The following is a 26,257-nucleotide window of genomic DNA, read 5'->3' on the forward strand; positions in this document are numbered from 1 at the left end:
ATGCTTCTCCTTTTAATGAGGGCTAAACTCCAAATAATGCGTCACGTATACCGGTTTCTCTTGTTCGATGATTCTTTCGATCATTACTTGATATTTTTGCGCGGCTTTGGGAGCAGATATTTTTATGTGAAACGGTATCACATCATTATTTTCCTGCAAAACATTTTCGTCAATAATAAAGCCCTGTATGCCTGTGGCGGTTTCAAGAAATAATTGCAGACCGGCAGCCGTTCCTCGTAATTTCGATAATCGGGTCGCCGCCACAATCAGTTCGCGCAGGCGCCCGCTATCAAGCTGCCGTAGCAACTCTTTGTCGGTGGCGGCTGAGCTAGGTGTTGAAGTAAAAAAACGGTCTAAATCTACCCAGCTTGCCAGAAATGGCAAAAAATTATCCGGAGTAGCGTAAGGATCAAAATAAACAGGCAACTGCTGAAGAATCAATTCAGCCGGTTCTGACAAACCCTCCACCGCCTGTAACAGTCCATAAAGCGGCGAGCCGGGCTGGTCGGTTCTTTGAAATATTTCCGGCAACAACTGCTTGAATTCCTGATGCTTCATTTTAGTTGCTGATCTCGATTTCGTGCGTGCCTGAATAAAACAGCCAATTCGGCGGTATTCGCACTTCGTCACTGAATTCATGCTGGGAGCATTTGGCATAATGCAGGCCGCTGTCCAGGCTGCGGTATACGCCCAGTAAGCTGCCGGCCATAATGACATTGGAACTGACTGCGCCAGCCACTGTGTCGATTGTTTCCAGTTTGCCAACATCTCTTAAAGGCAGACCGCATTCGGAAGCGCTTAGTGTTTCCCACTCGGGATTGTGCAAGTCGGAATTCAGTCTCAGCACACCCAATCGGTACGAGGCAGCCAATACAATTGCTCCCTGGAAGGCCAGCGATCTGCATCCGCCGGCCGTCCAGTTTCTTGAATATGCCTTCCAGCCTTCGGGGTTGACGGCAGACTCTGAAAAAGCCCAGCGAAAACAGCCCTTTCCCTGATCAGAGCCCGGCGCGGCGATGCCAGCCCAAAGGTACCGGTGAGGACCTTTGTGTTGCACTGAAAGCACTTCGATCAATTCTCCTGCAAGGCCGATATTCTGAAAACTACCCGATTTCCCGCCTTCAGATGATAAATAAACACCTTTGTTTTCATAACCGGCCGCTGCGACAAAGGTACGTCCTCCGAGTGCCGATGAAACGGTGACGGCGCGAAAACCATGTTCCGGAAGTTTTGCATCAACAAGAATCTGCACAGGGACAGCCTTTTTTTGCAGACTTAATTCATAAAGCCCTTTTTCGCTTGCCAGTATAAGATATGGAAATCCATCCCGATCCACCCATGCGATATCGTCGATATTAAACTGAAATTGTTGCGCGGCTATCCAGGTCTGTCCGCAATCTCTGGAAATCTTCACAGATGAAATGTGCGAGGATACTCTTGTCGTAACGGCAAGCAGGCCGGCGTGACGGATACTGTGGCATGACTCGATTGGAAAAGATTGAATTCGTTCAACCGCCTCACCTTCAAATCGCGCGATCAATTCCCAGCCGAAACCATCGTTTATAGATCTGAATACACGCTCGTCGCACCCGCTGTACCATGCATGCGGCTGAAAAGCGTCAGCGCAGATATCGACAATTCTTGTATCAGGCACGTCGTCAATAATCATCTGCATCGTATCAACTGACAGTACTGCTGGTTCAGATCCAATAATCTTGTAGACATCCCATGCTTTCAAGCTCTGACCAAAAGGCCAGGGTGCTTTGGTGCTGGTCGGTAGTTTAACCGGGCAAATACTGCTATAAAGTTCGTTCAAAACTCTTTGCCTGACCTGGGCAGCCTGTTCTTCGCGGTGAATTGTTATTTTTGCCTTGATACTGACTTTTTTGTAATTCATCCAATTGACGATGCAGTGTGTTCCGAGTGGTTTTCTGCTATTCAATACAGTCTGGATTTGCTTTCGTACCGTTTCTATGTGATGGGACTGCAGATTGTCGGCAGTAATCGAATGTAATTGACCAGCACCAACATTAATTTCAGGAACTAGCGTGACTTCAACCGTTCCTGGTGTGGCATGTGCCCAAAGCTGTGCCTGGGTGAAAGCTCTTGCCCGATTTACCGCGCCGGAGCACTGAGTGGCGATAAGTTCGAAATCTCTGGCAGTGACTGCACGGCTTAGAGAATGGAGTTCCTGGGGTCCTCTGGTCAAAGCATTTTGTAGCGATTCCTGATCGCGCCCGCCTGTCGCTGGCTCTGGATTTGTGACCGACACGCCGGTTACGGGATCTTTTAACACTGTAAGTAGGTTCTCGGAAACATTACCTGCTGATCCGCCGCCGTATCGATACCAGACGCGGATTTCTTGCCCGGCGGGTGGGATTGCGGCCAATGCCTCAGGTGCTGATTTCATTAGCCCGGAGTCATCCTTACGATGCACGGCCGGTGAGAAAGAAATCGTGCCGGCTTGCCGATCGGCGAGATAAACGTAGGGATTGTTGCTGCAATCCGAGAAGTTTTCAACTTCTGTCCAGATTCGATAGGTTTTATCCAAATGTCTGACAGCAGCGGCATGCCCTTCGAACGTATCAGCCGTAGTTTCAACACCAACAATCAAATCCAGTTTGTCGGATGTCGGGGAGATGATCGGTGCGTGTTTGACGGCCAGCGTGAGACCGGGCAGACCAGTACCTGCACCCAGGAGCTCGGCATCAACCTGGTTGCAATGATAAGCCCGGGCCTGGGCAGTTGTCTCACCGGCCGGTATTGTAACCGCTTCCGTCAGGGTAAATACCGGCGCATCTGCGCCGGAAGGACTGTTTGCTGTCGTAACGCGTGTTTTGAGGGGAATTTCCACGGCCTGTGGTTGTGGTTTGCTGAGAGAAAAAACGAGTGTGACCTGTGCTGCGGAAGGTGGCGTTAGTCTGACGCCGATCAGTTTCAGGAATTCGATATAGGCTTTTTCCGGAATCCTGTTCAGGCGGAAAAGCGTTGTCTCGGTGAGAAAAGCAAATGCTTCAAGCAACACAATGCCAGGATCACCGGGTGAAAGATCATTCCATTCGGGGCAATGCTGTCTGATTCTGAGTTTGGCAGCTTCAACCAGATCCTTGAATGTTCGATCATCTAGGTTAGGTGATTGCATTGGCATCAGATTTCGGCTCCCATAAGGTGGTAAGCAATGGTTAATTGCTCCGGCTGATTGAGTTTCCGTATGCGATATTCGAGAGTGATTTCCATCAAGCTGGGTTCATCAGCGTTGGCATTCGCGTCTATATGAATGATATCAATACGTGGCTCCCATTGTTCGAGCGCCGTTCTGACATAATGAATAGCCAGGCCATGTGTGGTTGCATCGTTTGGCATAAAAGCCAGCTGGTGCAGATTGCACCCGTACTCGGGGCGCATCACTCTTTCGCCTGGTATGGTGGACATCAACAACAGGATGGATTGGCGAATGGCAGTACGGCCACTGGTCATGGAAATTTTCCCGCTTGGTTCGATATAAAGACCCGTGCCCTGAATTCCGATATCGGGGTGGTTAAATCGCCAGGCGGTAGTTAGTCTGTTAGCCATCAGATCTCCGAAACAAGCATTTGCCCGGCGCTGCGAACTTTGTAAGTAACGGTTCCCGGTGGTGTGCCGTCTGTTAAACCGGTCACATTCGATAAGCAAACTCTGTGCCCGTTGATTCGTAGCAATGAAGAGTAACCACGGGTTACTTTCAGCGTCATCGTGCATGGTTTTATCGATGGACCGGTATTGGGACAGCCGGTAATTGTTTTGTTCTCCGGATCCCGGGCGACTAAAACGCGCCTGCCTTTGATTCTGACAAAATTCTGCGTTGCAATGTTTGATACAATGCCCAATTCGTGTGCGCAGACCAATACCGCATTTTCAGTCAACCAGCGCATTATGAAGCCTCCTCAAAGTCAATTCTTTTACCGCGAATGGTTATCTTGTTACCCGGGGCTTCAATCTCTAAATTTGTTTCCGAGTGTATTGTCATCCGGTCATCCGTTAATGTGACTGAGCTGCCGTTGTTACGTGTGATTCCGATTTCAGCGGGAGTCAAACTGATATAGTGTCCGTTTTGTGTCTCAATTCGAATTGTGTTTTCGGTGTCATCCAGTAGAAAACGCTGTTTGCCTGCGGTTTGCGTGACAAACCGTTTGACCGCACCCTGGTCTACAACCGTGTCGGGAATCGGTTTTTCGCCATAAAGGCCCCCCAGAACAATCGGCTGGGCTGGTTCTTCATTAACGAAGAGTAATAAAACGTTATCACCCACATCAGGCAAAATGAGCTGGCCTTTGCTGGCGCCTGCGCCGGGGACTAAAACTTCAAGCCAGTCCGTTTCGATATCGTTATAGGTGGGTAAAGAAACTTTGATACGCCCCAGGTTATCCGGGTCGTTTACCTGAGACACGATGCCAATAGTGGCGTTTTTCGATGCTTTTTTCTGAACAGATGCAAGAACCGGTGTCGCAGTGTTAATTTCCGAAAAAAATCCTTTGTCCGGAGTGATTGAATGACATATTTCTGTCAGGACATAGCGACTTTCCAATGACGCATTTACGCCTGATACTTGTACGGCGGCGCCGGGCGTCAGATTAACATTGCCTTGTGCAATACCCCAGAGCGTGACCTGCTGTGCAACCCGCCTGTCCAGTTCGTTCTGTGCGGCGGTTTCAGCCAAATGATCATTCTCACAGTTATAGTCGACGATAGTGCGTTGTCCATCTGCACCGAATCTGGCTGTATCAATAAATTTGCGTGCCGGCATTTCTGTGCTGGCAGTTTGCGCATTTTTTACGTGGGAAGCTGCGCGTTGCAGATTCCAGCCGGTCGTATTGACAGATTGTGTTATTGTGTCGGCATTGACTGAGAATCGGGCCTCAAATAGATTTTCCCCCAGCGTCAGGCGTTCGCCTGTTTCATATCCTTCCAGGCCGGTTATACGCAGATCTCGTTTGTTTAAAAAAAAGTATAATCCATAATTTCCTCCTAGCTCAGACAGAAACTCCAGATCGGACTGTCTGTATTGCACCAGTCTCGGCGTTACCGGCGTTGATTTTTTCTCAACAACAGTGATTCCTGCATCATGTGTCAATTCTTCAGCGAGCTGATAAAAATCCACCTTGACGTGCGTGCGTACCGGCTGATGCTTGCGTAACCGATGAAGGAGGTCGTAGGCACGAATGTGGATCTGAGGGCGTATCGATGCATTGTAGTGCTGTTCAACAGCTGTTATTTGACCGTAAAACAGGGATTGTTCCTGGTGTCCGATTTTAATATGAATAGTTGCGCCCATTTTCGATAACGCTTCTGCCGATATATCTTCATGTGCTTCCTGCAAAATAATCTCGCACTGACTGGGTGAAGACAGGATCTGTCTGACCCGGATTTCATGAATGGTTTGAATGATTCCGCTGGCAAGTGTGGAACCGTCAATTTCAATGATGATTTGGGGTACGGTTGAAAACATGATTATTCGTCTGCATCCTGTCTTTCATTGATGCCGTTTTGCTCAGGTGCCAATGATTTCAGCCATTCAAGCGGATCACTCAGATTGTACCGTTGCGCTAGTTCGCGCCACTGGTAAGGATCGCCAGTCTGATGAAAGGCAGATAAATCGATTCTTTCATTCGCATTCTCCGGTAATTCGAGTTGCGTATCTGACATCTCGGAAAACAAGTCTTCATTTTGAAATTCAGTTGTTTCGGGTAAATTCAGTTGTTCTATTGCAATACCAGCTGTCTGTTGTTCTTCAGCTGGCCACATTTCGCTTTCAAGTAGTGACGAGGCGGGTTGTTCCTGCATCCTGATAAGCCTTAGTCTTAGCCAGGAACGACGCGGTATGCCCTGGGGAGAAAACGATTCCAGTTTTTCTGCGATTGCCGAAATCACCCCGGGTATGTTCCAGGATTTTCCCCAAATGAAACGACATACAGCCGGACGGTGCACGCGGTCACTGCGTTGATGGTTTTCTGCAAGGTTCCAGATGGGTTGAGTGAGGTCGCGTACATTCTGGCTGACAATAGATGAACCTGGAATCGTTACATCAAAAACCAGATCCAGTTCGATGGTAGTTGTGCCGGCACCGGTAAACAGAAGTGGATTATCTCCACTTCTGTCGGCGCTGATCAGTCCACTCAATGACTCCCGTGGTCGTACGCCGGTTGTTCGGCGCATTACAACGGTTTCTGGATTGAGCAGACAACTCAATCTGTCATTACTGTCCTCTACCAGAAATGTTACGCGCTCCAAGATATACCTCTTTGCTCGATTTCGCTTTGACGATCACGCGTAATCGCATGTTGTAATTGTGCGAAATTTATCGTTGACTGAATCATTGTCTCTGCGGTTGACAGATTTTCCTCCGGCAATTCGGGCCACTGGTCATCCAATATTTGTTTTTTTCTTTCTCCTGGAAGATTGGGCCAGTGCGATAGCCCGGATTCGAATGGCTCGATTGTTCTGGTTATCCGGGTAAGGTACTGTTTTTGATTTGTCCCAAATAAATTATCTGCTGACACAGTTCCAGTTGTCTCCGGTAAGTGGCGGTTAATGCGCGCCCGGTTACGGTTCAAATGTTCTTCAGGTTTATATGAAAAGAAAAAGTGTGCCGTTTTATCGGGATGCGATGCAGCAGTTTTGTTCAATTTACGTTGACTGGGTGTATTTTTGCTGACAGCACCGGATTTTGTAATCTTGTCTGGAAAGTGTGGTGTGATGCGGTATTGGTCACGAGAGTCGCGTCCGATTCGTACTCGATTCTTTAATATCAATCGATCATCCTGTGAGCGGGATTGCGACCGGTAGTTATTGATATGAGCCGTTATGTCTGGAACTGTAACGTTCGGTCGTTGTACTCTGTGTTGTCGGTTGCTGGATAGATTTGCTGATTGGATTTCAGAATACTGTGCTGGTGATCCTGTTGGATCTGGTTGCCCGAATTCAGGTGCAGGCGCTGTTGTTTTTTTTTCTGATGAAATGAGAGATCCCGCCCCAGCAAATGGTTTTTTCGCTTTTCTGCTGGAATGCCTTTGTGTCAGGCCGGTTGTATCTTTCAGGTGTGATTTATCGTGCTGCATTTCTTTTTTGTGATCATCCATCCGGAAACTGTTATATGAATCAGGCAGGTTGATTTCAGATGAAAGACCTGGTTTCTTTCGATACAACAACTTCAGGGATGATTTATACCTTGTTTCAGAAGTATGAAGTTTTTTTTCGTTATTTCCTGTTGAGTCAGAATCGATATAACCGGCAGTCTGATTCCGTGACGATTGCAGTGATTCCCGGTCATTTGCCGCAGATTGCTCAAGATTGTGTTTTTTGTAAACGAATTGTTCGTCCAGTAAATAAGGGGCGCCGCGCCGAACCTTTTCCACCCAGTGAGCCGGTGGTTTTTCACCTGCGCTACTTGCAACCGGTGAACTCGGGCCTGATTCGTTGAATGTTTCGGATGAATACGAAACTGTCTGAGTATCGTCACAGCGATTATCCAGTAAATGAGGAGCACCCTGACGAACCTTGGCAAGCCAATGCGCTGGGGGTCGTTCATCTGAATAATCGATTGAAGAACGGCTGGCTGGTGAATCATATTGGGCCAAAAGCTTTTCAATAGAATTGGCATACCGTGCCAGCGTCCTGGCAATACCCTGCAACAGTTTTCGGGTAAGTCTAAGCACGCGTTAAACCCTCATGTGCGAGGTGCAATGTTTCAATCGCAACTTCATTGGACAAGGCATCCAGTGGCGAACCTATCCATTTGCAGGGCCAAGCGTTGTCAAGGTTCCAGCGGGTAACCTCTTTTTTCCCATCGTTATCCCTCAGTATGATGGATATGTTCCTGCGGGATACTTCGCCTTTGACAGCAGTCATCAGCCAGTCCCACATTTCAGTAGATTCCGTCAAACCCCATTTTAACTCGATATTATTGTATGCAACTCTACCTGCCAGTTTACGTACGGCGGGTCCCGCACCTCCTTCACGGAAATCAATGGTTTCTATGTCTACGCTAAGACCGTTGATTTTTGTAAAGTAGCATACTTTTCCGCCACCAAGATCAAGGACAAAGTTATAAGCTCTGTAAATATTTTGATCGGCCATGTTTAAGCTCCTGCGCTGGTTGCTGATTCGGTTTCACTTGTCCATTGCCCAATACGGAAGACAATGAATTCAGCCGGTTTAACCGGAGCAATTCCGATTTCCGCGATGAGTTGCCCTGCGTCTCTGACTTCCGGAGGGTTTGTCTCAGCATCGCATTTAACGAAAAAGGCCTGCTCAGGTGTTGCGCCTAGTATTGCTCCGTCGCGCCAGACACGCATCAGAAAAGCGCGTATGTCGCGTTCAACCGACTTCCAGGTCATCATGTCGTTGGGCTCGAAAACTGTCCACCGCGTTCCTTCCTGAATGGATTCTTTAATCATATTAAAGGTCCTTCTGACAGGGATATAGCGCCACTCGCTGGCTTCAGCAGCCAGGGTTCTGGCACCCCATACACGAATACCGTCAGGAAACATGCGTATCACATTGATTCCTTTTCGATTTAATTCGCCATGCTCCTCTCTGGAAACGTTGTATGTCAATCCCAGGGCGCCTCTGACCTGTTCGTTCGCGGGTGCTTTATGAACACCGCGAGTGGCATCGGTGCGCGCATATATTCCAGCTATGGCGCCAGAAGGTGGGATGTTTACGATTGATCCGGAACTTGGCTGCAGCGCATCCAGTCCTCTGAACCAGGGAAAATAAAATGCACCATATCCTTCATCCGAATTTCGTGGCCTTAATCCTTGCGATGCAGCACTTTCGGTTTTTACATCAGTTGTCGGTTTGGTTTCCACTGAGTCACTGCCGGAAACTGTTTTTAAAACTTTCAGCGCATTGGTGTCTGATACCGATTCCGGCGCATCCAGAATCGCTATACGATCCTGTAATTTCTCGCAGTGCGATAACAGGGCTTCATAAGAAATTGCGTCGCTATAACCCGGCGCTGCTACAATGGCTACCTCGTCTATGGTTTCCAGTGCAAATAATCCACTCCTTTTTTTAACATCGCCTGCAATGGACCCGTTTTCACCCACGTTGACGATGTAGCAGCGGCTGCCATGATTGTTAAAAAAACTGAAGACGGCCTGCGCCAGATGAGTGCTTTTGCTCTCTTCATTGACAAAATGTTTGCAGAATTCCCCCCAGTTATTGCATGCAATTGCCTGGTTAACAAATTTGTTTTTAAGCGGTGCCACACCAAGGAAGGCGGGAATGCTTGTTCCAACCATGCCAATTGGTTTGGTACCGGTAGATACCTCTTCTACATAGATTCCGGGTGATAGATAATTTGGCATATTAAACCTCTAAGTCAAGATGGATTGTAAAAGGCGTATGCGGAGTTTTCAGTATCTGTTGCATAGGAACAGAAATGGAAAACTGTTTTCCTTTCGCATCAATTTTACAGTTGAATGCGCGCTGCAAATTTGCATCTGCTGCAATGGAAAATAATCCCTTGTTGTTTGTATAAGCAACTGTTTTGGAATGGGGCAGCATAATTTTTGCACCCGGAATCGGCTGATCCGATGGTCCTACGACGACACCGGTTATCTGGGTAACGGGACTGATGCCAATATGTGGCTGCGCCTTGATTGTGGGGATGTGTTCAGTTTCCCGCATAATCATCAAGGGTACATGCAGACTAAAATGGGGCAGGGGAGCGATCCCTATTGCCTGCCAGAATTGTGCGGGTAATGCAGGAAATCCAACTTCCATGTCTGACTGTGACTTGGCTGCATAGAGTATTTTACCCAGATATTTATGGGATTCGACCTGGTCATCGGATTGCACGGTGAGTAAATAGGACAATGATATTTGTACTGGAATTTCTCTTGTTGTCGAATTCGGCGTCGAGTATTCCATGTCGTACAAATAAACCGAAACCGTGGGCTGGTTTCGTTCCGTACCAGGATGTTCAAATGTAATGGCAAGCTGGCCATCGATAACCATGGCAATCCATTCTTTAAGACGGCGGTCAATTTCATCTATCATATTAAGGCCCTGATCATATGATTGTTTTGGAAAAAGCCGGTTATCAACGCGTGGTACATACAGCCTCGCCGCGTTACAACAACGCTGCTAGCCACAACATCCATGTACTTGCAGCTTTTTTAACATTAAATAAAGCATCAAGTCAATTGAATCTGTATTTACGCTAAAAATTCAAGGCCTGTCAGGGACAGCCCTACAAGATCGATATTGTTCTGGTTTAGCGTGGTCTCTGCTGCCAATATGCCAATTGAAGAGATAGTATGCTCGCCAGTATCCAGCAGTTCCACATAATATGATTCTTCGGTTGCAGAAGGTGCGAATCCTGTAACATTTTGATATAACTGGTGAACAACCGCATTGTGATCAGTTGCGCTGTTCCCGAGGGCTGCATTGATAGCAAACTGTGAGAGCGTTTCATAGCTTGTGCCGTTGTCCAGTAAGCGCAATCCGGCGGCAGCCAGTTGTTTGTTCGTAATGGATGACTGACCGAAAATGGCGCCCATCAATTTTGCGGTGATGCCGGCATTGCCGCTCAGGTCGAGCGCCAGGGAAGTATCCGAAAATGTTATGCGCTCAATATCGATGAGCGTATCCGTTCCGTCAGGTCCGTTTCTCAAATGATCCACTGACCAGTGCCCTTCCGCAACTTTTTTGATCTCATAATCCGTAGAATGGCCGTTATAGGCGGCTGTATCGATAGCCGCGTTTCCGATCAGCGTATCATTTCCGCCAGCACCGGTCAGCAGGTCTTTCCCAGAACCACCTTCAATATGTTCGGCGGCAGTGTGGTCGGCTATAAATGGCGTTTCGAAATTGGCAAATAGTTCCATATAATCATTGGCTGATGTGCCGTTAGCATCTTCCGGGCTGAAAACAGCCCCTGACAGAAGATACCCTTTCAGGCCTGCGGTATCTGACGAGCTGCTCCCGGCGCCGATCAGATGGGCAACGGCCAGCATTCCCGAGGCGCTGATCAGCTGCTCATTGAGTGTTTGTCCTTCGTACTTATCAAGTTCCAGAAATTGTATTCTGTTCCACAGAATTTCTTGCCAGTCCCGGATGATTAATTCCTGAACCGCACCATTATCGAAGTAATCCTGTTTGCTTCTGATACCGTTTTTTCCAGACCAGTTGCCGGTCCAGTCGTTTCTGAACAGGTTGTTGTCGCTGCCGTCAATACCGTAGTATCCCAGGTCAAACAGGGCCGCCTCCCCGAATTGATACTTACCTATGAAGCCGAATGAGTTTTCTGCATCATAATTTTGAGCGCCGCCGGGAACGCTCGATGATTCCTTGAATCCAAGCGTGTCTACGAAATCCTGGTATGTGTTCATTATCGTGTATGTGTGCGGTTCGTTATCAAAAGGGTCAGAATGACATGGTCTGGCTATATTCAGATTTATTCATTATATTGAAAACTGATCAGGCGACAAGCACTGGAATTGTCATTGCTGGTTCAGCATTCGGCGTATGATGGCAGAAAATTTACAGACGGAATGCCGGCATTACATTACATTAATGACCGGCAACCAGAACAGGGCTTAATACAAGAAAACAGCTGTTGGTGGGAATTATTTTCTCTATTATCCGGCGATTTATTATCATTGAAGTGAACTCAATATGAAAATTTCGATTATCGGTACCGGCAATGTCGGTTCGACAATAGCTTACGCCGTGGTGCTAAAGGGCTTATGCAATCATCTGGTACTCGCCGGCCGCAATGTTACCAAAGCGCGGGGTGATGCGCTTGACTTGCTACACACCCTGTCATTTTGTGAACGACCGATGACCATTGAAAGCAGCGCCATTGAGGAAGTCAGAGACAGTGATATTCTTGTAATAACCGCTTCGGCGAAAGGCAGGGGAAAAATGACCAGCCGAATGGAACTGGGAGCCGGCAATGTGAAACTGTTCAAAAAAATGATGCCGCCGCTTATCCAGAATAATCCCGCTGCCATTATTGTGATTATTTCAAATCCCGTCGATGTGCTGACGTATCTGACGACTCAGATTGCAGGATTGCCGTCTTCAAGGATTATGGGAATCGGTACGCTTGTTGATTCAGCACGTTTCAGGGTGTTGCTTTCACATGAAGAAAAAATTCATCCCGATGATTTACGCACTTATATTCTGGGTGAGCATGGACCAAACCAGTTTCCCGTATTCAGCAACGCTTTTGCCGGTAGTGAGCGTATAGCCGATAATCCTGAACATCGGAGGATTTTTGAGGAGGTAACCAAAGCAGGCTTTGATGTGTACAATCTGAAAGGCTATACCAACTTTGCGATTGCAACTGCAACCAGTGAAGTGCTCAAGGCCATTGTGTTCGATGATCACCGGACGATGCCCTTAAGTATCTACTTCAGGGAGTGGCAGGGTATTGAGGATAACTGCTTTAGCATTCCCGTGGTTGTTGGACGTACCGGCGTAATACGACATTTGCAACCCAAACTGAATCAGGTTGAAAGAACCGCGCTGGAAAAAACCGCAGCGTTAATCAGGGAAAATATCAACCAGTTGATCAATCAAAAAAAATAATGTTGTTTCTGGTTTGGTCATCGAATTGATGAACGGGCAGGGCGTTTGTGCCAAGCAGTAAACCTGCCCGTTGTGCAGTCTTTATTTCGGTTGCTTCACTTTTCTTAAATAGGGCTTGACGGTTTCCCATCCATCCGGATAAATCTTCTCGGCATCTTCGTTACTGACTGCGGGTACGATGATTACGTCCTCGCCTTGCTGCCAGTTGACCGGTGTTGCAACCTTGTGTTTTGCGGTCAGTTGCATGGAATCGATTGCGCGGAGAATTTCATTGAAATTCCGACCTGTCGTCATTGGATAGGTCATCATCAGTTTGATGTTTTTATCGGGACCGATGACAAATACCGAACGCACTGTCGCATTAGTCAATGCTGTGCGACCTTCAGCAGAACCGCTTTCATCAGCCGGAAACATATTATACAACTTTGCTACCTTCAGGTCGGTATCCGCAATAACCGGATATTGAACCTGTGCTTTGCCAACCTCTTCAACATCCTTCAGCCATTGTTTGTGATCATCCAATGGATCGATGCTCAGCCCGATAATTTTGGTGTTGCGCTTGTCAAATTCAGATTGAATACTGGCCATATAACCCAGTTCTGTAGTACAGACAGGCGTAAAATCCTTCGGGTGAGAAAATAAAATAGCCCAGCTGTCTCCTGTCCATTCGTGAAAATCAATCCTGCCCTGAGTTGTATCTGCCTGAAAATTGGGTGCCTGATCGTTTATGCGAAGCGCCATCCTTTAACTCCTTTGCTCAGTTTTGTTCATGTTTAAAGTAATTGGTTCTTAATAACACAGCAAAGTGTAACCCGACTGGATTTGCTGAACAAATAAAAAGAGTGTGCGGATTCCGGATGAAACAAAAAAAACGCTGCAGAGCAGCGCCATTAGAATGTTTTTTTTAGAATGCTTGATTTGTTTTAGGCCGTAGTATTGATATTTTGTCCTAAATGTGAAGGCAAGTGTTGCGCGGATGTGTTTTCTGGAATTGCTTCTATCAGCGCCATTGCATTGTCGGCACTGATATCGAGCGCTTTTTTCAGAACGGCTGTACCTGATGCCTGCTGGATGAAAGCTTCATTCATCGAAGTAGCCGTGTTAGCGATATTGGTAACATCCATAAGTTATCTCCTGCTGTAATCCGGGACTATTACACTCGTTACGGCATTAATCGCACCAGGGTTAAGGAGTTGCCGGCAAAAAAGTGTATAGACGGCCATTGAAATGGTCATGCTCACCAGTCTTAGATGTATTTTCTTAGAAAAGGCGGTAAAAAATTTCTCATGTTATCTTGCCAGTCATGACCTACAGTAACAGGGACCCGCACCAGGTAATGAATATTCTCCGGACTGGTTCCATCCAGATAAATAACGTAATGTCCGATTTCGTCAAGCCTGAATGCATGCGTAATGACGCCTGACGGATGGGGTCGAGCAGGTACGGAAAGAATTTCACGTTCTTCAACAGTTTCGTCGGCAACATAGACGAGTTTTGCCAGGCGCATGGCCAGTGGTACATTACGGGAAGAATCTGGGTGCAGCAGATCTATTGAAATATTCAGCATGCCCGGCTGCGGTATCTTGCCGCACTGGACTGGAATATAAGGCGTTCTGGGTTCGTCCTCAGAAATTTCATACTCATCGGAAAGATAATAGCTGGAATAACCGATGGTCAATGTTTCCGTTTCCACTGTGCAGGTGTTGCCACGAAAGCCTTTTGGATATGTGTCGGATGAATCTCCTTGTGAGCTGACCTGTAATAACGCGCCAAACGCGATAAAAGCAGCAAAAATTCCGACACCGGCAATCATCTTAAATTTGCGGATAGATGCTTTAGCCCTGGTCTGCATGATGATCCTTTATAAATGTTGCGAAATTGGGGATTTTATCTCAAGGTTGAAGTAGACGTCGTTTTATTCAGCTATTATTCAGCTTCGCATTCATACAATTAGGTCATAACGTATGACGGTAAGGAGGTGCAAAATGAAAACAAAAACAAGTACACGTGTTCGCTTCTCAAGCTGCTTCATTGCAGTGTTGCTGTTAGGTTCTGCATTGACAATTCCTACGTTCGCTGAAGCAGGCAGGGGACATCGACATCATAATCACCACCACCATCATCACTATGGCCATCACCACCATCATGGGCATCATCATTTTCATCCAGGTGGTTATACGCCAATTTATAACCAACCGATTTATTCAAACCCGGGTTATGTTTACAATTACATTCCTGCACCTGTTTATGCCCCAGCCCCCGTCTATGCGTATCCACCCAACGTCGTGATGGATATTCATACAGGAGCAGGACATTTTTTCTTTAGATACTGATCAGACCAGATTTTTATAAGAAATAGGATCAGCTCCAATAGAATATGTTAGCTCTATACCTCTATACTTTTAATCTCTCCTGTTGTTGCTTGAAGTGAAAACGCCGTCTTAGGACGGCGTTTTTTTTAGAAACAAGAAGAATTATTGTTTCTGCAGACCGGTTTCTGGTCATGAAGTTTAAAATTTGTACCCGCGGTGCAGAGCCACAATTCCTGCAGCCAGGTTGAAATACTCAACGCGTTCAAAGCCGGTCTCTTCCATCATCTCCTTGAGTGTATCCTGTGATGGATGTACGCGGATCGATTCTGCAAGGTAACGATAACTATCCGGGTCGTTGGCAAACACTTTGCCCATGACAGGAAGCAATTTGAATGAGTATGTGTCATACGCTGGTCGTAATGGCTCCCAGACTTTCGAAAATTCCAGGACAATCACGGTGCCCCCGGGCTTGATGGTTCGAAGCATTTCTTTGAGCGCAACTTCCTTATGTGTCATGTTGCGCAATCCAAAGGCGACGCTGACACAGTTAAAATAATTGTCTGGAAACGGCAGCTTTTCAGCATCACATTGTGCTACAGGTACAGGGTTGCCTTCATCGAGCAGGCGATCGCGCCCGATTGATAGCATGGAGTTATTAATATCGGTTAGCCAGACTTCGCCTGTATCGCCAACCTGTTTTAAAAAAAGAGCACTCATGTCGCCAGTGCCGCCGGCTATATCCAAAACCTTGTCACCGGTTCTGACGCCGCTGACTTCGACAGCAAACCGTTTCCAGTAACGATGTAATCCAACGGACATGAGATCGTTCATCAGATTGTAACGTTCGGCTACAGAGTGAAAAACATCGGCAACCCTGCCGGCTTTTTCTGTCTCGGAAACGGTATTGAAACCGAAATGTGTGGTTTTAGTCATAATAGTTTAAATGAATAAGATTAAGATCCTGAAGTTAACTACACCAGCAGTAACCATGTATGTAATGTTCAGTGATGTCGACAGGCTTGATGGTCCGCCGGACGACCGGTTTCAGAATCGCGCGTTGCGTTTGCTTCTTCTAGACGTTGAAGATATTGTTGCCACATTTTATCCTGATTGAGTCCGTATTTATAGAGCAGATCCCAGGAGTACAAGCCGGTGTTGTGCCCGTCGCTGAAAAACAATTGAATGGCATAATGGCCGACAGGCTCGATTTTAAGTATATTGACGCCTTTTTTACCAGTTTGCAGTATTTCCTGACCAAAACCATGACCGCTGACTTCGGCCGATGGTGAGTGAACGCGTAAAAACTCGCAGGTGTACTGAAATTTTTTGCCATCGGAAAAGGTGATTTCCAGTATTCTGGATTGCTTGTGTAGTTTGATTTCTGTAGGAACGGGTGAATTTTTTGTTAAACCTGCCATATCTGCGTAATAAGTTTTATAGATTAAGTTGTCGACATTAGTCCATAGCTGCATAACACATCATACTTAGGTTTGCGGATTTGTAAATAACAAACACGATCGTAGGCATGATCTTACAAAGTATTAACCATTCGAAAATATTGCAACTGATATCACTTGATTTAAATCCAATCCACAACTGCAGTATATTTTATAAAGGGTTTGCATGTGTTTAGTTACTGGCGGCGGCTGGGAATCGTATTGTTAATTGCGTTGATTGCGTTATTGATCGGCTTGTTCACTGAAACGCTGATTGGATTGTCGGTTTTCAGTGTCAGCTTGTTATGGCTGGTGGTTCATCATACAAAACATCTGGCGGCGCTTGAACAATGGTTACTTATATCTGACCATACACCGTCCAGCATTCCAGCCGGCTCGGGGATCTGGGATAACATATTTGCGCTGCTGGCGCGATATGTGCGTACGCAAAACCAAAGCCGGCAATTAATTAATCTTGAGTTGAAACAGTTGCAAAGCGTAACTGCTGCAATGCCGGATGGTATTGTAATTCTGGATGAGCGAGATCATATTGAATGGTGTGACCCGGTAGCCGAAAAACATCTGGGCATAAATCTGGAGCTGGATTTGGGACATCAGATTACCAATATGGTCCGTCAACGGTCGTTTGTTGAATATCTGGGTGCCAGGAAATACAACAAACCCCTGGTTCTGAAACAAATGCGTCATCACCGTCTGACATTGTTAATGCAACTCGTACCGTATGGAAACAAACAGAAGCTGCTGATCAGTAGAGATATTACGAGCTACGAAAGAATCGAGGCCATGCGGCGCGATTTTATTGCCAATGTGTCACATGAATTGCGCACACCGCTCACGGTAATCATCGGTTATCTGGAGATGCTGACTGCAGAACCGGATATTGACATGGAAATGCAAAATCAGGCTTTGAGTGCGATGACCGAGCAGACCTTGCGTATGCAACATCTGGTTGAAGACCTGTTAACGCTTTCGCGACTTGAAGATAATCTAAACAAATTAACCGAAAGTACCGTGGATATCGTGCCCATACTTCACGAGCTGCGTCGTGAAGCCGAGTCATTAAGCAGCGGCAGGCACACTGTCGAAATAAGCGTTGACAGTGAAGATCAAATACTGGCCAGTCGTGAAGAACTGCGCAGTGCGTTCAGTAATTTAATCAGTAACGCAATTCGATATACACCCGAGGGCGGTGCAATTGGAATACGCTGGGCTGTCAGCAACGGTAAAGGTTTGTTTACAGTATGGGATACCGGTGTGGGAATTGAACCTGAACATATTCCACGCTTGACCGAGCGTTTTTACCGCGTTGACAGCAGCCGGTCAAGAGAGACAGGAGGTACCGGTCTCGGGCTTGCAATCGTCAAACATATCCTGAATCGACATCAGGCTCGGCTCAAAATTAAAAGCGAGATCGGCAAAGGCAGTGAATTCAGTATCGAATTTCCGGAAAAGAGACTGGTTACAAAATCATGAAATTAAGGTGCATAAGGTTCAAAGGCGATTAAGTGGAGTTGCAGTATTTAGAGTAGTGCTTGCTCCTGTCACGGAATTTCGGGTACTGAGTAGACCGGATATGAATTTACCCGTCTGGCTTTTCGGCTGCAGACAAGCGCGTTGTGTGGCATATTACCGGATCGTAATTCATCGGCAATAGTTACAAATGTACAACCACACACTTTGTGCTCCAGCAAAATCTGGGTGCTATGTTATCCGTGCCGGGATAACATGAAAATATTTTATTAGTGATTCGTTAAAAAAACAGGTTGTACCAGTGGAAAAACCAACATTGAAAAACATTATCTTGCTTGTTATTGGGTATTTACTGTCGGCATGCGGTGTTGATCAGCCCACTGGCCCCGGTTCGCTACCGAATCGGTATGTTTCGTTTGAATCGGAACAGGGACGGTTGTATCGGAACCACATTCAGCCAGTACTGGAAAAGCGCTGCGTAGTTTGTCATGGCTGCTACGATGCGCCTTGTCAGGTTAATCTGGCATCAGCACAAGGCATTGATCGTGGAGCAAACAAGCAGATAATTTATAACGGCACTCGATTGACTGCCGATCCTTTAACGCGTTTGTTTGAAGACGCGCATACTTTGCAGGATTGGCGGGAAAAAGGGTTTTATCCGGTGTTAAACGAGGATCCGGTGGGAGATCCCCTGCAGGGCAGTCTGCTTTATCAGATGTTGATGCTAAAAACACACAATCCTCTCAGTGAAGTTGTTAAACACAATGAACGCCTGCCTGCGGATTTATTCAACTTCTCGATCAATCCGGAAAATATCTGCCCAAATACGGATCAGTTTGAGGAATATGCCCGGTCCCGCCCGCACTGGGGCATGCCTTATGGTTTGCCACCGATTGAACCAGCAGAGTTGAAATTACTGGAAAAATGGCTGCAGATTGGTGCGCCTTTGACAGCGTTGCCGGAACTGGATGCCGTTTATCAGGACCGGATTCGTATCTGGGAAACCTTTTTGAATGGAGTGACCTTAAAGCAACGCTTGGTAGCGCGTTATATTTATGAACACCTGTTTTTGGGACACCTCTATTTTGAGGACCTGGAGCTCAACAACAGCAATATCCAGGCTTATTTTAGGATCGTTCGCTCGCGGACGCCGCCGGGTGAACCTGTCAGTATTGTCAGTACGCGCAGGCCATACGATGACCCGGAAGTCGAGAGAGTTTACTACCGCCTGCAAAGAGTCGAAAGCAGTGTTGTCGCAAAAAGCCATCTGCCTTACGCTTTAAGCAATAAGCGTTTGCAGCGCTTTGAGGCGCTGTTTTTTGATACGCCATACAGCGTAAGGAAGCTGCCTGGCTATAGTCCCGAACTGGCTTCGAATCCATTCAAAACATTTACCGACATTCCAGCCAATATTCGCTATCGCTTTATGCTGGAGCACGCCAAATTTACCATAAACGGATTTATCAAGGGGGCGGTCTGTCGTGGACAGGTTGCGCTAAGTGTAATCAATGATCATTTCTGGGTGTTTTTTGTCAACCCCGATCAGGAGGCGCTGACTGGTATCGATCGGTTTTTAACTAAACACAGCGAACAATTACAAATTCCTCCGGAGCGGGAGAGTAATGCCGGTATCACCAGTCACTGGACCAAATATTCAGATTTGCAGGCAACCTACCTGAAAGAAAAAAGTGAGAGACTCAATGAGCTTCTGGAAGAACGTGATGAAAGATTCGATCTCGATTGGGTCTGGGACGGCGATGGACAGAACTGGAATGCCGCGTTGACCGTTTTTAGACATTTCGACAGTGCCACTGTGGTCGAGGGTCTGGTAGGGCGCCCACCCAAAACAGCATGGTTGATCGATTATCCTATTCTGGAGCGTATTCATTATCTGCTGGTCGCTGGTTTCGACGTTTACGGTAATGTTGGTCATCAGTTGTCGACGCGTCTCTATATGGATTTTTTAAGAATGGAAAGCGAATTCAATTTTCTGGCCCTGTTGCCTGGGGATACGCGTACCGCATTGCGTGAGCACTGGTATCAGGGCGCCAAAGACAGGGTGAAACAATATGTGTATGGGCATGCGCAGTTACGCACTGATCCGGAAATCACATACCCGGACAAAAATCAAGCCAAGTCGCATTTATATGATCGGCTGCAGCAAAAGTTATCAGGTATCCTGTCCAATCGATATGGTCTTGAAAACGAATCCGTGCCGGAGCAGCATAGACAGATTTTAAAAAAACTGCATGAATTCAGTGGAGGGGCCGCAAGTATCCTGCCGGAGATGGGATTGTTAATGGTGGCTGATCACGATCGCCAGAATCGGGTTTATACAATTTTGCGCAACAGTGCGCACACACATATCACCAGTCTCCTGTTTGAACAGAACAACCGTGTGCCGGAAAACGATTATGTTACTGTGTTACCCGGTTTCGTTGGTGCCTATCCGGATGCATTATGGCTGGTTGATTCCGGAGCACTTGAAGACTTTGTAACTCATGTGAGTCAGCTGGAAAATGAAACGGATTACTATCATTTGATGAGCGTGTATGGTATTCGACGCTCGCATGAGCATTTCTGGCAATTCAGTGATCATTTGCATAAAATATTTCAACTGTCGGACCCAGTCGAATATGGGTCACTGGATTATAACCGCATTGAGAACCGCTAATAATGTGTAACAATAGGAAGAGATGCACACAATAAAAATTTAAAATAGTTGTATGTTGACAGAAACAGCTTGAATAATTCAGTTCCTGTGCTTCTAAATATGCCAGATAACCTGACGAATGCCACAGAGCCATTGGTTCAGGCGCTTTGCGATTTTTGCCTGGACCTGTTTTGCAAGCTTCAATGGCAGGATGTTGCCAAAGCTATTTCAAGCCTCGGTCGGTCACAACAATCGTGTTGGCACGATATCACGTCGTTTGACCTGAAGTTAAGCTGCAGAGTGCTGTCTCATTTCAATCATAATCAATGCGCCGGGAATGAACGCTAATTCAACCATAATATCGCGGCAGAAGCGCTACCGCGAAGTTCGTAAAGTAACGCTGATCGGTTCCGTCATCGATTTTTTGCTGGGTGTTGTTAAAGTGATATTCGGCTGGCTGGCAAATTCACAAGCGTTGATTGCGGATGGTATTCATTCTTTTTCCGATGTGTTTACAGACTTTTTTGTGCTGTATGCCGCCAAGCATGCGCACAAAGCCGCGGACGAAAAACATCCTTACGGTCATGGACGTATCGAAACACTTGCAACGGTCGCGCTTGGTATCGTATTGATAACGGTTGCCTGCGGTGTCGCCTATGATTCCATTCACCGTCTTAGTGAATCAGAAAACCTGCCGGTACCCGGTGTTCTGGCGCTGGCCGTGGCCATCCTGTCAATCATTTCCAAAGAGTGGATCTATCGATATACGGTTGCTGCTGCGCGGCGACTGCGTTCTGATATGTTGATGGCAAATGCATGGCATAGCCGTTCGGACGCGATTTCGTCAATTGTTGTCATGCTGGGAATTGCGGGCGCCATGTATGGACAGCCATATCTGGATGCGGTTGCTGCTGTGGCTGTAGCCGTGATGATAGCCAAAATCGGCTTTGATCTCGTGCGTTCCAGCTCACTGGAATTGATTGATACAGCGCTGGATCGAGAGGAGGTCAATGCAATCCGCAAGCATATATTTGATGTAAAAGGGGTGCGTTCGATGCATATGCTACGTTCACGAAAAAGTGCCGGCGATGCGATTATTGATGTACATATTCAGGTTGATCCGTTACTAAGCGTATCGGAAGGACACCAGATCGGTGATACCGTCCGCAGGCGTCTGCTTGATGCAATAGATGTTGTGTCGGATGTAACCGTGCATATCGATCCGGAAGATGACGAATCCGGTTCGCCATGTGATAATTTGCCAAACCGGGAACAAGTCATTGAAGCGCTGAAACAATGCTGGCCGCACTTGCCTGTTTCGGCAATAGAAGGCGTGATGCTGCATTATCTGTCCGGTGAGATCAAAATTGAACTGGACCTGCCGCTCTCGATTGTACATGATACCCAGGAGGCCCGTGAATTGGTCAGTCAGCTGAGAAATGCCTGTGTGTTGTCGTATGCCAGTGATATCCAGGTACGGTTCAAAGTCTAACAGGCGTTATTCAGCCCGCCTTAACCATCATGCTTTCTTCTGCCCCCCGGTCATACTTGCGATGCTTGTCGTTTTGGTCGTGTCTGTCAAAATCTGCGCGAGATGTTCAAATCGACTACAACTGGCTGTAGCGAGGTCATAGTGGCTATCGTGCCATAAGGATGCAGCGTATCGGTGTGCGCTTGATCAGACGCATTGAAATGTTCCCGTCAGTGTCGTTGCAGTTTCTGATAATACATCAGCCGCCTGTCACTGATTTTACCTTTATCTGCTGCTAGAATAAGCGCGCATCCCGGTTCATTGAGATGCCGGCAATTATGAAATCTGCAGTGTCCGATATAAGGGCGGAATTCGACAAAACACCACGCCATATCTTCATTACTGACATGATGAAGCCCGAACGCCTGAATACCTGGTGAATCAATGATAGCGCTGTCCGTGTCAAGATGAAAAAGGCGCGAATGGGTCGTGGTGTGACAACCGGAATCCAGTGCCGTTGAAATATCCGCCGTGGCACGTTGTGCACCAGGAACCAGCGCATTGAGCAATGTCGATTTGCCCATGCCGGACTGACCTGCCAGTACGCTCAATTGATTTTTGAGAAAAGGCCTGAGTGGTGAAATATTTTGTATTGCGCTGACCTTAATCAGGGGATAGCCGATCGCTTCGTACAGCGACAGGGTTTCTACGGTATTTTGTGTTGGTTCGGCAAGATCGGTTTTGTTCAATACGATGATAGAGCGAATTTTCTGGCTTTCAGCGGCTATAAGACAGCGATTAACAAGCTCTTCGCTGTAACTGGGTACTGCAGCAATCACGATAATGATTTGCGATACATTGGCCGCAATGATTTTTTCCTTGAAAGCATCGCTGCGATACAGAAGTGTTTTACGCGGGTGTATGGCTTCAATAACACCCTGGTCGGTTCCGGTCGCCCTGATCGTTACCTTGTCACCGCAAGCAACGCCTCCTTTCTTGCCGCGCATCACACACGAAAGCAGCTCCCCTTCGGCTGTTTCTACCGAGTAGTGCCTGCCAAATACGGCAATAACCAGACCTGTCTGATGCGAGTTGTCGTGCTGTTGAAGCGCGTTCAAATGCTGAACAGCTTGTCTATCTTGGCTGCGCAGATGAAGTCATTCTCAGACAGGCCACCAATGGCATGTGTGGTATATGTGACTTCACATCGGTTGTAGCTGACGGTCATGTCAGGATGATGGTCTTCCTGATGTGAGACCCATGCTACGGTATTGACGAAAGCCATGGTTTGATAATAGTTTTTGAAAGAATAGGTTTTGGTAATTTGCTTTTCCTGTAAGTGCCATTCGTCGAGTTGCTGCAGTAATTTCGCCGCAGCTTCGGCGTTTAGCGGTGCGACACCGCCTTCACAGGGTTTGCATTGTCTGGTTGTAAGATCATTCATACATTCAATTTTACGAAAATTTAAAGTTTATGGTTATAACTGATTTTGCAGATGCGCTACCCGGATGGAAGCCGGTGGGTGCGAATCGTAAAAAGTCGAGTGCAACGGATCGGGTGTCAGGGTGGCAGCATTATCCTGGTAGAGCTTAACCAGCGCGCTGATCAGATTATCGGCCGATGCATTTTTAGCAGCATAGGCATCGGCTTCAAATTCGTGCTTGCGTGAGTATATGCTCGATACCGGGTGAAACAGAAAGGTAAATACAGGCATTACAAGGAAAAAAAGCAGCAACGCCATCGCAGGCGCAGGTACCGAAGTACCGGTTACGCCCAGGCCTTCATAAAACCAGGGTTGATTCATCAGATAACCGAGAAGCCAGAAGAATGCCAGACTCAGTATGAACGAGAGAGCAATCCTTTTGATCACATGGTGGTGTTTGAAATGTCCGAGTTCGTGTGCTAAAACAGCCTCAATTTCCCTGGGTTCGAGGCTTGAAAGCAACGTGTCAAAAAAAACTATGCGTTTGGTTTTGCCAAATCCGGTAAAGTACGCATTGCCATGTTTGCTGCGCCGCGAGCCATCCATTACAAACAGTCCGCTGGACTTAAAGCCGCATTTTTTCATCAGTTGTTCTATGCGTGTTTTGAGCGTCTCATCTTCAAGCGGAGTAAATCGATTGAACAGAGGCGCAATCCAGCTTGGAAAAATTGCCAGTAAAAATAAATTGAATGCCATCCAACCCGCCCAGGCATAGAGCCACCAGAATTCGCCTGTTTTTTCCATCAGCCACAGAATGGTAAATAGCAGGGGTGCACCTAATAAAGCCATCAGCAGACCTTGTTTGATCAAGTCAGCAAAAAACATGGCCGGAGTCATTTTATTGAACCCGAACCGTTCCTCGATGACGAAAACCCGGTAATAACTTAACGGTATTTCCACCAGGCTCATGATTAGAAAAGTGCTCATGATCAAGGCCATACCGTGAATGATCGGATCATTGAACCATTCTGACCAATAATGACTGATAGCATCCAATCCACCGCCCAGCGTCAGAATCAGCAATATCCCTGCATGCAAAAAAATACCGGGGTAGCCGGCTCGTGTTTTTGCACAGGTATAATCGGCCGCCTTGCGGTGATCAGTAAGACTGATCTTGCTGGCAAATTCCTCGGGGACTCTGTTCTGGTGAGCACGTACATGGCGGATATGCCGTGACGACAGCCATACCTGAATCGAAACGGTCAATAATAAAACAGTGATAAAAATCAAGGTAAATGATTGCATCATGGTTATTTTCTAAGTAATCGATATTGAAAGTGACGTTGTGATACCGTTTGTGACAAAATAAAACAGATTACATTCATTAATTCTGACTTTTTGTTTAATTATGGCACAAGATAACAATAATCATAACCTTATTTGGATTGATATGGAGATGACCGGCCTTGATCCGGATAAGGATCGAATCATTGAGGTCGCAATTGTCATCACCGATGGACAACTCAATATGCTTGCCGAAAGTCCTGTTCTGGTTGTTTCTCAATCAAATGCAGTACTTGAGGGTATGGATAAATGGAACCGGTCGACGCATGCAAAATCGGGTCTGATCGGCAAGGTCAAAGCGTCAACAATGACAGAAGCCGATGTGGAAACGCAAATGCTGTCCTTCTTGCGGCAGCATGTTCCCTCCGGTGCTTCACCCATGTGCGGCAATTCAATTTGCCAGGATCGCCGCTTTATGGCACGCTGGATGCCGGGACTTGAAGCGTATTTCCACTATCGCAATCTGGATGTCAGCACACTCAAAGAACTTGTCAAGCGCTGGAAGCCTGAAATCGCTTCAGGATTGAAAAAAGAAAGCAAACACGAAGCATTGGCCGATATTTATGATTCTATCAATGAACTCAAGTATTACCGGGAACATTTTATCGGACTATAACAAGCGATGATATCGCTGCTCAACAATCCGGAATCATAGCCAACGATTGAACATTTGTTGACTTGATCGAAACAGTTTTTTCATGCCAACGTGTTATTAAATGTGACTCGAAAAGCATGCTATTATTTTTTTCGTATCAGTATATTCACTTATAAGGAGAACAAACATGTCCGATTCTAAACGCTTCATTTCAGTGTCTGCGGCAGCAGCTTTATTTGTATTGACGCTGAATCTGCCTTCCGCCATGGCGCATAGTCCAGGCCTTGATGATGACCATCATCATGATCAGGATTCATGTGAAATGTGTGAAAAGAAAATATCCAAAATGGATGCCGATGGAGATGGCAAAATCAGTAGAAGAGAATTCATGAAATTTCAGGGCGAGAAATTTAACAAACATGATTTGAATAATGATCGTTTTCTGGATATGGACGAGATCCACTGGATGATGGAAGACATGCACGCGCAAATGAAAAAGGACCATGATCACGATGAGAAGCATGACAAAGATAACGCTGACCACGGACATGGACATGGACACGGACATGGGCACGGCCATGGACACGGAGACGAAGAAGAAGGTGCGCATGGACACGGCCATGGTCATGGTCATGGAAAAGAACATGCTGAAAAACAGGAACATGATCATGAAGAGATTGAGCATTCACCGCATGGAAGTCATGGTGAGGCGACACATGACGGTGATGATGAACAGGATGCACACATGAATCACTGAATCGATTCCGTGTAGTTGATTCAATGGCAACCATTCAATACCACCGGTCAGTCTGGTGGTATCTGGCCATAGGGAAGCGAAAGGAAATCTGCTCTCTTCTAAACTAATAGATCTAAACTTACCATCACTTCAGAAAAAAGGGTAACTGTCAGATCAAGTCTAAATCAGTATAAATTAGTCCGTCAGTTTCCCTTGG

The 26,257-nt window shown here is 46.6% G+C and carries 26 protein-coding genes; 7 read left to right on the forward strand and 19 right to left on the reverse strand.

Annotated features, from left to right (window positions below; all coding sequences use genetic code 11):
* Nucleotides 1–12: 12 nt before the first annotated feature.
* From BMX44_RS11555 to BMX44_RS11605, 11 genes are all read right to left on the reverse strand, one after another.
* Complete coding sequence (locus BMX44_RS11555) at nucleotides 13–558, reverse strand: phage tail protein (protein ID WP_177167741.1); 546 nt, start codon at nucleotides 556–558, stop codon at nucleotides 13–15.
* Nucleotide 559: 1 nt separating this feature from the next.
* A complete protein-coding gene (locus BMX44_RS11560) occupies nucleotides 560–3,142 on the reverse strand; it encodes a baseplate J/gp47 family protein (RefSeq protein WP_177167742.1) in 2,583 nt (860 codons plus the stop codon).
* 5 nt (nucleotides 3,143–3,147) lie between these two features.
* Nucleotides 3,148–3,573, reverse strand: coding sequence for a GPW/gp25 family protein (locus BMX44_RS11565; protein WP_090633181.1), 426 nt, complete (start codon nucleotides 3,571–3,573; stop codon nucleotides 3,148–3,150).
* Nucleotides 3,573–3,911, reverse strand: coding sequence for a hypothetical protein (locus BMX44_RS11570; RefSeq protein ID WP_090633183.1), 339 nt, complete (start codon nucleotides 3,909–3,911; stop codon nucleotides 3,573–3,575). The genes BMX44_RS11565 and BMX44_RS11570 overlap by 1 nt, the downstream gene beginning before the upstream one ends.
* Nucleotides 3,911–5,485, reverse strand: coding sequence for a phage baseplate assembly protein V (locus BMX44_RS11575; RefSeq protein WP_090633185.1), 1,575 nt, complete (start codon nucleotides 5,483–5,485; stop codon nucleotides 3,911–3,913). Before BMX44_RS11575 ends, BMX44_RS11570 begins: the two co-directional genes overlap by 1 nt.
* Nucleotides 5,486–5,487: 2 nt before the next feature.
* A complete protein-coding gene (locus BMX44_RS11580; RefSeq protein ID WP_090633187.1) occupies nucleotides 5,488–6,267 on the reverse strand; it encodes a CIS tube protein in 780 nt (259 codons plus the stop codon).
* Nucleotides 6,255–7,691 (reverse strand): hypothetical protein, encoded by a 1,437-nt coding sequence (locus tag BMX44_RS11585; RefSeq protein WP_090633189.1) that lies wholly within the window; start codon nucleotides 7,689–7,691, stop codon nucleotides 6,255–6,257. The genes BMX44_RS11580 and BMX44_RS11585 overlap by 13 nt, the downstream gene beginning before the upstream one ends.
* Nucleotides 7,684–8,112, reverse strand: a complete 429-nt coding sequence (locus BMX44_RS11590) for a phage tail protein (protein ID WP_090633191.1) — start codon at nucleotides 8,110–8,112, stop codon at nucleotides 7,684–7,686. The genes BMX44_RS11585 and BMX44_RS11590 overlap by 8 nt, the downstream gene beginning before the upstream one ends.
* A gap of 2 nt (nucleotides 8,113–8,114) precedes the next feature.
* A complete protein-coding gene (locus BMX44_RS11595; RefSeq protein ID WP_090633193.1) occupies nucleotides 8,115–9,347 on the reverse strand; it encodes a phage tail sheath family protein in 1,233 nt (410 codons plus the stop codon).
* Nucleotide 9,348: 1 nt separating this feature from the next.
* Complete coding sequence (locus BMX44_RS11600) at nucleotides 9,349–10,041, reverse strand: Pvc16 family protein (protein ID WP_090633195.1); 693 nt, start codon at nucleotides 10,039–10,041, stop codon at nucleotides 9,349–9,351.
* Between the two features lie 158 nt (nucleotides 10,042–10,199).
* On the reverse strand, nucleotides 10,200–11,375 hold the full coding sequence (locus tag BMX44_RS11605) for a hypothetical protein (protein WP_090633198.1): 1,176 nt from the start codon (nucleotides 11,373–11,375) through the stop codon (nucleotides 10,200–10,202).
* Nucleotides 11,376–11,661: 286 nt separating this feature from the next.
* Here BMX44_RS11605 and BMX44_RS11610 point away from each other — a divergent pair, with 286 nt between their 5' ends.
* Nucleotides 11,662–12,579, forward strand: coding sequence for a malate dehydrogenase (locus BMX44_RS11610; RefSeq protein ID WP_090633200.1), 918 nt, complete (start codon nucleotides 11,662–11,664; stop codon nucleotides 12,577–12,579).
* 81 nt (nucleotides 12,580–12,660) lie between these two features.
* Here the strand turns inward: BMX44_RS11610 and BMX44_RS11615 are convergent, their stop codons facing one another.
* The 3 genes from BMX44_RS11615 to BMX44_RS11625 form a co-directional block, all read right to left on the reverse strand.
* A complete protein-coding gene (locus BMX44_RS11615) occupies nucleotides 12,661–13,320 on the reverse strand; it encodes a peroxiredoxin (protein ID WP_090633202.1) in 660 nt (219 codons plus the stop codon).
* Nucleotides 13,321–13,502: 182 nt separating this feature from the next.
* Nucleotides 13,503–13,703, reverse strand: coding sequence for a YjfB family protein (locus BMX44_RS11620; RefSeq protein ID WP_090633204.1), 201 nt, complete (start codon nucleotides 13,701–13,703; stop codon nucleotides 13,503–13,505).
* Nucleotides 13,704–13,825: 122 nt separating this feature from the next.
* Complete coding sequence (locus BMX44_RS11625) at nucleotides 13,826–14,431, reverse strand: hypothetical protein (protein ID WP_090633206.1); 606 nt, start codon at nucleotides 14,429–14,431, stop codon at nucleotides 13,826–13,828.
* A gap of 133 nt (nucleotides 14,432–14,564) precedes the next feature.
* Between BMX44_RS11625 and BMX44_RS11630 the strand changes: the two genes are divergently transcribed.
* Nucleotides 14,565–14,912 (forward strand): hypothetical protein, encoded by a 348-nt coding sequence (locus tag BMX44_RS11630; RefSeq protein ID WP_090633208.1) that lies wholly within the window; start codon nucleotides 14,565–14,567, stop codon nucleotides 14,910–14,912.
* Nucleotides 14,913–15,089: 177 nt separating this feature from the next.
* On the opposite strand, the gene ubiE is transcribed toward BMX44_RS11630, so the two are convergent.
* Together ubiE and BMX44_RS11640 are read right to left on the reverse strand one after the other, a co-directional pair.
* Nucleotides 15,090–15,824 (reverse strand): bifunctional demethylmenaquinone methyltransferase/2-methoxy-6-polyprenyl-1,4-benzoquinol methylase UbiE, encoded by a 735-nt coding sequence (gene ubiE, locus BMX44_RS11635; RefSeq protein ID WP_090633210.1) that lies wholly within the window; start codon nucleotides 15,822–15,824, stop codon nucleotides 15,090–15,092.
* Nucleotides 15,825–15,892: 68 nt separating this feature from the next.
* On the reverse strand, nucleotides 15,893–16,309 hold the full coding sequence (locus BMX44_RS11640) for a gamma-butyrobetaine hydroxylase family protein (protein ID WP_090633269.1): 417 nt from the start codon (nucleotides 16,307–16,309) through the stop codon (nucleotides 15,893–15,895).
* Between the two features lie 207 nt (nucleotides 16,310–16,516).
* On the opposite strand from BMX44_RS11640, the gene phoR reads away from it, so the two are divergent.
* From phoR to BMX44_RS11660, 3 genes are all read left to right on the forward strand, one after another.
* A complete protein-coding gene (gene phoR / locus BMX44_RS11645; RefSeq protein WP_090633212.1) occupies nucleotides 16,517–17,821 on the forward strand; it encodes a phosphate regulon sensor histidine kinase PhoR in 1,305 nt (434 codons plus the stop codon).
* A gap of 298 nt (nucleotides 17,822–18,119) precedes the next feature.
* Nucleotides 18,120–20,492: a fatty acid cis/trans isomerase gene (locus tag BMX44_RS11650; protein ID WP_177167743.1), complete on the forward strand. Its 2,373-nt coding sequence runs from the start codon at nucleotides 18,120–18,122 to the stop codon at nucleotides 20,490–20,492.
* 316 nt (nucleotides 20,493–20,808) lie between these two features.
* A complete protein-coding gene (locus BMX44_RS11660; RefSeq protein WP_090633218.1) occupies nucleotides 20,809–21,963 on the forward strand; it encodes a cation diffusion facilitator family transporter in 1,155 nt (384 codons plus the stop codon).
* Nucleotides 21,964–22,172: 209 nt separating this feature from the next.
* On the opposite strand, the gene rsgA is transcribed toward BMX44_RS11660, so the two are convergent.
* From rsgA to BMX44_RS11675, 3 genes are read right to left on the reverse strand one after another with little or no spacing between them, the layout of a single operon-like run.
* Nucleotides 22,173–23,060, reverse strand: coding sequence for a ribosome small subunit-dependent GTPase A (gene rsgA, locus BMX44_RS11665; RefSeq protein ID WP_245738915.1), 888 nt, complete (start codon nucleotides 23,058–23,060; stop codon nucleotides 22,173–22,175).
* Nucleotides 23,057–23,386 (reverse strand): 4a-hydroxytetrahydrobiopterin dehydratase, encoded by a 330-nt coding sequence (locus tag BMX44_RS11670; protein ID WP_090633220.1) that lies wholly within the window; start codon nucleotides 23,384–23,386, stop codon nucleotides 23,057–23,059. Before BMX44_RS11670 ends, rsgA begins: the two co-directional genes overlap by 4 nt.
* 33 nt (nucleotides 23,387–23,419) lie before the next feature.
* On the reverse strand, nucleotides 23,420–24,673 hold the full coding sequence (locus BMX44_RS11675) for a M48 family metallopeptidase (RefSeq protein ID WP_090633222.1): 1,254 nt from the start codon (nucleotides 24,671–24,673) through the stop codon (nucleotides 23,420–23,422).
* A 100-nt stretch (nucleotides 24,674–24,773) separates the two neighbouring features.
* Between BMX44_RS11675 and orn the strand changes: the two genes are divergently transcribed.
* Both orn and BMX44_RS11685 read left to right on the forward strand, forming a co-directional pair.
* The gene (gene orn, locus BMX44_RS11680) at nucleotides 24,774–25,325 is read left to right on the forward strand and encodes an oligoribonuclease (protein ID WP_090633225.1); all 552 of its coding nucleotides are present in this window, start codon (nucleotides 24,774–24,776) and stop codon (nucleotides 25,323–25,325) included.
* A gap of 166 nt (nucleotides 25,326–25,491) precedes the next feature.
* Complete coding sequence (locus BMX44_RS11685) at nucleotides 25,492–26,061, forward strand: hypothetical protein (protein ID WP_090633228.1); 570 nt, start codon at nucleotides 25,492–25,494, stop codon at nucleotides 26,059–26,061.
* Nucleotides 26,062–26,257 lie beyond the last annotated feature (196 nt).

The organism is Nitrosomonas marina (assembly GCF_900110145.1).
Classification (GTDB): domain Bacteria; phylum Pseudomonadota; class Gammaproteobacteria; order Burkholderiales; family Nitrosomonadaceae; genus Nitrosomonas; species Nitrosomonas marina.